The 6164-nt window shown below is 35.2% G+C and carries 6 protein-coding genes and 1 pseudogene; 2 read left to right on the plus strand and 5 right to left on the minus strand.

Annotated elements, in window-relative coordinates:
- Positions 1-59: 59 nt before the first annotated feature.
- The 4 genes and pseudogenes from AC1WHX_RS09825 to AC1WHX_RS09840 all read right to left on the minus strand — a co-directional run bounded on the left by AC1WHX_RS09825 (position 60) and on the right by AC1WHX_RS09840 (position 3629).
- The gene (locus AC1WHX_RS09825) at positions 60-1145 is read right to left on the minus strand and encodes an acyltransferase (RefSeq protein ID WP_122338124.1); all 1086 of its coding nucleotides are present in this window, start codon (positions 1143-1145) and stop codon (positions 60-62) included.
- Positions 1146-1377: 232 nt separating this feature from the next.
- Positions 1378-1710: pseudogene (locus tag AC1WHX_RS09830) on the minus strand (DMT family transporter).
- Positions 1711-1786: 76 nt separating this feature from the next.
- Entirely contained in the window at positions 1787-2269 is a 483-nt protein-coding gene (locus AC1WHX_RS09835; RefSeq protein ID WP_303116094.1) for a Crp/Fnr family transcriptional regulator, read from the minus strand.
- Positions 2270-2372: 103 nt separating this feature from the next.
- Entirely contained in the window at positions 2373-3629 is a 1257-nt protein-coding gene (locus tag AC1WHX_RS09840; RefSeq protein ID WP_122303953.1) for a type IX secretion system plug protein, read from the minus strand.
- Positions 3630-3784: 155 nt separating this feature from the next.
- On the opposite strand from AC1WHX_RS09840, the gene AC1WHX_RS09845 reads away from it, so the two are divergent.
- Positions 3785-4996 (plus strand): C1 family peptidase, encoded by a 1212-nt coding sequence (locus AC1WHX_RS09845; protein ID WP_122303952.1) that lies wholly within the window; start codon positions 3785-3787, stop codon positions 4994-4996.
- Between the two features lie 71 nt (positions 4997-5067).
- Here the strand turns inward: AC1WHX_RS09845 and folB are convergent, their stop codons facing one another.
- Positions 5068-5421, minus strand: a complete 354-nt coding sequence (gene folB, locus AC1WHX_RS09850; protein WP_122303951.1) for a dihydroneopterin aldolase — start codon at positions 5419-5421, stop codon at positions 5068-5070.
- A 169-nt stretch (positions 5422-5590) separates the two neighbouring features.
- Between folB and AC1WHX_RS09855 the strand changes: the two genes are divergently transcribed.
- Positions 5591-5941, plus strand: a complete 351-nt coding sequence (locus AC1WHX_RS09855; protein ID WP_303116073.1) for a bactofilin family protein — start codon at positions 5591-5593, stop codon at positions 5939-5941.
- Positions 5942-6164 lie beyond the last annotated feature (223 nt).

Below are 6164 nucleotides of genomic sequence, written 5' to 3' on the forward strand. Positions count from 1 at the left end.
GCAAAAATGATTATCATAAAAAAAGAGAGAGGAACGATCTTGTCCCTCCCATTTCTCGTTTACCCAATAATATATTTACTATTTGGAATAAATGAAATTATTTTTACAGCTAAATAACTTACAACATAAGTAATTAAAACCGACAGAAATATCGTCCAAGGAGTTGGTAACACAGAACTTAAATAAGCATATATAAACGGAAGAAACATCATATGCACCAAATACATACCGTAACTTTTAAGAGAAATATCTTTTACCAACTTATAAAGAAATCCTTTGGAATATGTAATCTTTTTAATTAACATAAATGCCCCGATAGCCATCATAACTGTTGCCATACCGGTATTATCCCAGCCATGTTCCAAATCTTCGACACAATCGACATAAAACGAACGGTTATAAAAAGAATATACACACATAGCATAACCGGCTAAAAATAACGGGATAGAAATAATCAGAGTCTTTTTCATCGACCAGTTCACATAATTACGGATATAATGAGCTAATACCAAAAATCCGATAAATCCGGAAAAGTAATAGAACATTCCGTAAGGATATCCGGGCATCTCTCCATACATATAGCCAAAACGGTCATGAATAAAAGAAATCACCGTCGTTAATAACCATACTAACAGAAAACACTCTTCTCCTCTACGGCTCACCTGTTTAAGCCACGGAGACAAGATTGGCATCAACATGTAAAGACCGATAAGCATATATATAAACCACAAATGGTTAGCTGGCGGAATCGTGTTTACACATAATTGTACGAGATAATCCTTCAATTGCGCAACATCACATGCACCCCATAAACAGGGCAAAAACGCATACATCAATAACCAAAAAATAAAAGGGATGACAACCCGAGTAAAACGCCGTTTAAAAAATGTTTTACTGTCTGTTTTAAGCGGTAATAAAAGGAATGCTGATGCCATCACATACAAATCTACGCCATAACGAGAAAAACTACTCATAAATGAAACACTGAGTCTGTCAGTTTCATTTTTAAATAAAAAATTTAACGTACCATCGGAATAAACACTTTCCGATGCATGAACGCCAAATACCAAAAACATGGCAAATACTCGTAAATAATCGAGAAAGACAATTCTTTCTGTCTCCGAAGAAAGTTTTGATGAACCCATAAATTTATATTTAATAGTTAGACAAAATAATAGCCACAATGAAATATAGTACCTTTCTGTACTTTCGCAGAATAATAAGAACTGTTTCAAAATAATTCGAAACAGGTTAATCAACGAATTACATTCACATTAAATACAGACTAAAAAAGAATAAAATGGTTTATTATGTCAAAAAAACAATTTAGCAATAATATTATAGCTAAGAACTAGTCTAAACAGATTCAAAACAAATTTAATGAATCCCCATTTTTGAAAAAACATTAATAACTACTATTCCGGAAATAATAAGTATCGTTCCCAATACTGCCGCAAAATCCGGAATCTGTTAAAAAAAACAAAAACCGACAAGCATAACCAACACGATACCTGCCCCTGCCCAAATTCCATAAGCAATACCTATCGGAATCGTTTTAAGGGACAAACTCAAAATATAAAAACACCCGATATAAGCTATTATCGCACCGAGAGATGGAAACAATTTTGTAAATTGGTCGGATACTTTAAGTAAAGATGTTCCTATCGTTTCTAAAATAATCGCAATAATTAAAAATAAATAACCTTTCATCATCTTATTCTCCAAATTTAAATTTTCGGAGACAAAAATAACAAGTATCTAATATGAAGTATTTACCATAAGATAATTAATCGATCAAGGTTCTAATTCTACTCAATGATTGTGGAGTAACATTTAAATAAGAAGCTATATCTTTCAGTGAAATCCGTTGAAAAATTTCAGGTTGCCGTTTCAGCATAAGCTTATACTGTTCCTTCTTGTCCATCCAGTAATATTCAGTCCAATAAACTTCGATTTCCCTCATCTGAGTCTCCAATAATTGCCTACAAAAATTAGCAAAAACTACAGAATTGCTACACAAACTTTTTAATTGTTTTTTATGTATTCTCCAAAGAACAACATCTTCGATAGCCTCTATCGAGAATTTGGAGTTCAAAATTTCAGTCAGTCCCACCGAATCCAGAGAAGTATCTCCTTCCGCAACTATATATATCGTCACATCTTTGTTTTCTCTTGATATAAAACTGCGCACAATACCTCTTTCCACAAAATAAAGATAGAAGCTCAGCCGTCCCTCTTTCTGTATAATATCTCTTTTAGAAAATGTAATTTACTCCATATTCTCAAAAAGAAGAGAAACATCATCTTCAGACAATTGATATCTTTCTTTAATATTCTATGGCAATAAACACATAACCGAACTTTAAACGCCATTAAAGAATACAACGTCCTATCCCGATCAAACGGTCATACCGTTCTCCTTGCACTCGATGATAAACCTTAATCAAATATTCATTTTTAGTATCCACATAATTCCCTTCAATAAGAGAAGGAGTCGCCTTCATCTGTCCGAAAGGTAAATAGAGGTATTGATAATTATATGCTCCTTGTTTTAAAAACAGAGTTTTTTCATACCGACGAGTATCCGGATTATATATCATTTGACTCCGATCATTAAACAAGTCATGTGTAAACTCTCCCTCCAAATAAATATTGCCATCCAATAACGGTTTATCATAATCCAAAGAAAAGTGAACTATAAAATAATCTGCTTCAAGGTCACTATCAACCGCATCGCTCTCGCGGATCGTAAACCGTCCATTTTGAGTTTGGTCATAGAGATAATTTTTTCCAGCCCTCGGGAAATCCGGAAAAAGCGTCACGTTAAAATACGGATCATAATAACGCAGTTCGGCTACTCTCATTCCTTTATACTTCGTCGTTACCATCTCAAAACGACGGTATTCATTTCCTGCTTCAAAAATAAGGTCCTTATTATGAGCATAGACCAACTCTCTGGATTTGACATAGAGCGGATGTGTTATAAGCACTTCATTATCACGACGATTATTCTGCGAGACATAAATCTTCAATTCAGTTTGCGGACTACGAATATCATAATGAGGATATTGTACATTAAACTCTATTTGTTGATGAGCCTTATTATAATCGATATCTGTTTTTGTCAAGATGCGACAAGGCACCGATACTTGATCTGAAGAAATAGAAAAACACGCATGCAACAGTACTTTATCTGGCTCATCTTCGGGATATACGATTACCACATAATTCCCGGAAACTTTGAACCTCATCGATTCATTCGGCAGTACAATTTTATAATGAATATAGTTCCTATACGTACTGAGAGACATTTCTGAATACTCCACCGGACGGTTGTTAAAACCATCTAAATATTCTAATTCAGACAAACCCGAACGAGTCCAATCCGCATTACAATGAATCACGCTATAACTCAAATACTGCGGATCATCGACAAACTGGTCAAACGAAACAATAATCCGATCATCACTTTGTAAAGAAATTATAGGAGGATATAAAGGCGCATTCTCTACACGTACTTGTAAAGTCTGGATCAACGGATCAAAAACTTCGGTTCTATATATCTTTTTTTGCCCTTTAACCGGAACAATTGTCAAAAAACATAATAACAACAGGCATAATCGCATCATAATCGTACAATAAGTTATAAAACAAAAATAGTCATAAAAAGAGAGATAAAAAGAATATTCCCGAAAAATCAGCCTATTTTAACCTCTTATACAAAAATGAAATACTATCTTTGACCGACTTTTTATATTATGCTTACCTAAAACCAATATATGTTATGATAAAAAATTTGATATCAATTTCTCTTTGTCTGCTATTTGTATCTTACAGCTGGGCACAAGAACCGAAAAACGACAAGGAAAAAGAAAAAGCAAAAACTGACGGATACGAATTTACCGACACCAAGATCGCAAAATACACGCCTGTAAAAGATCAGAGTCGTTCAGGTACATGTTGGAGCTTTTCCGGTCTGGCATTTTTAGAAAGCGAAATGCTGCGACAAGGTAAACCTGAAGTTGATCTTTCAGAAATGTTTATAGTCAGAATGACATATTTAGAAAAAGCCGAGAAATATGTACGTATGCACGGAACCGGAAACTTCAGTGCAGGAGGAGCGACTCATGATGTCATGAATATTATCAAAAAGTACGGAATAGTTCCTGAAGAAGCATACCCGGGACTTAATTACGGTTCGACAAAACACAACCACGGAGAACTGGATGCCGTACTTTCTGCATATATTAAGACTATCGTCGATCGCAAATCGCAAATCACACCGGCATGGAAAGAAGGATTTAATGGAATTCTCGATGCTTATCTGGGTAAATTTCCAGAAAAGTTCACTTATCAAGGAAAAGAATATACACCCCTATCTTTTGCAGAATCTCTCGGTCTGAATATGGACGACTACATATCTTTTACCTCTTTCACTCATCATCCATTCTACGAGACATTTGCAATAGAAGTTCCTGACAACTGGGCATGGGGAGAATCGTACAATGTTCCGTTAAATGACTTTGACCGCATTTTAAATAACACCATAGATAATGGATATACTATTTTTTGGGCAGCCGATGTCAGTGAAAAAGGATTCAACTACAACAAAGGTTATGCTGTAATTCCTGAAGAAAAGAAGATCGAAAGTGAAGCCGGAACAGAAAAAGCCCGTTGGACAAAACTCTCTCCGGAAGAAAGAAAAGCAGCAAAACAGAAAGGTCCGGGAAAAGAGCAAGAAATTACCCAAGAGCTCCGTCAAGTTGCGTACGACAAATTTGAAACAACCGACGATCACGGTATGCAAATCGTAGGAAAAGCCATCGATCAAAACGGAACGACTTATTATAAAGTTAAAAATTCATGGGGCGATGGCGGTGTATATAAAGGATTTTTTTACGCATCAGAGCCGTATGTCCTTTATAAAACCATGAATATGGTAGTTAACAAAAAAGCCATACCCAAAGATATTGCAAAAAAACTAAATCTAAAATAAACTGCAGGTCGAGAACAAAAACATTAAACTCGATCTATTTATGTCAGAATACGGTATCTTATTCTAATAGTTTACCATTCAACAATAACAGATGCACCCTCTATATCTCCGGATATAGGGGGTTTTTGTTTTGAAATGCTTAATATCCCTCCCTCAGAAAGAGGGAACTCTGTTTGTATCGCACGTATGATTCTCCCCGCAACATGCTCTAACAAATGAGAAGAAATTCTCATTTCTCGATAAATAATTTCATACAATTGGGCATAGTTGAGTGTTGCGTCCAAATTATCCGTCTCCATAGCATCCTTAAAAGGATATTTTACTTTAACATATATTTCATAATCATTTCCTACACATCGCTCTTGCGCAGCGACACCATGATAAGCATAACAACGAACTTTTCTCAACTCTACAAACGTATTCATATTTGTTTTATTTAAAGACTATCACAAAAGTACACTTTTCTATCAATTTCCATGCCCCGGCACTTCAATTCAAACAACCCCAACCGATTTATTTATAAAAGTTTTTATCTGGTACGGATTGTTTTTTCATCAGAAATCGTAATTTTGCAATCATAGAAGAGATATAAATATGGCTAAAGAAAACCAACCTACCGGTATGGCGCACAGCGCACTAACTGTAGAGACGACTGTTACGGGAAACATTTCGGCCTCTACAGACATTCGTATAGACGGAATTCTTCAAGGGAATCTCGATTGTCAGGGAAAAGTCATTATCGGAGAGCAAGGACGTGTACAGGGAGATATAAAAGCTGTCAATGCCGAAATTATGGGTACTGTATGCGGCAATATAGTCGTAGCAGATACTTTGGTTTTAAAGTCAAATTCTTTTCTGGAAGGAAATATTACGGTTACGACCTTAGTAATAGAGCCGAATGCTCATCTGAACGGGCAATGTTCGATGCGGACTTTCCAACAATAGAAAATATCTATAACCTCTCTTATTTTTATATAACATTTATACAGTTGTTTGAGAAAATAGCAGTACCTTTGCAGCCGTTTAAAAAATCACAAATACAAAATTATATTTATGGCTTTTGCGAATAATGTACTCATTGTCCGCCGGGTATTAATGGCAAAACTTGTTGAATTATGAACTATAATACGAAAACTGACTACGGTTAACGATAATTAGCATAAATATG

This window comes from Coprobacter sp., assembly GCF_982436375.1.

Bases quoted from the DNA above. Each gene is read 5' to 3' on its own strand.
- AC1WHX_RS09825 (WP_122338124.1), bottom strand. From the start codon at position 1,145: ATGGGTTCATCAAAACTTTCTTCGGAGACAGAAAGAATTGTCTTTCTC.
- AC1WHX_RS09840 (WP_122303953.1), bottom strand. From the start codon at position 3,629: ATGATGCGATTATGCCTGTTGTTATTATGTTTTTTGACAATTGTTCCG.
- AC1WHX_RS09845 (WP_122303952.1), top strand. From the start codon at position 3,785: ATGATAAAAAATTTGATATCAATTTCTCTTTGTCTGCTATTTGTATCT.
- folB (WP_122303951.1), bottom strand. From the start codon at position 5,421: ATGAATACGTTTGTAGAGTTGAGAAAAGTTCGTTGTTATGCTTATCAT.
- AC1WHX_RS09855 (WP_303116073.1), top strand. From the start codon at position 5,591: ATGGCTAAAGAAAACCAACCTACCGGTATGGCGCACAGCGCACTAACT.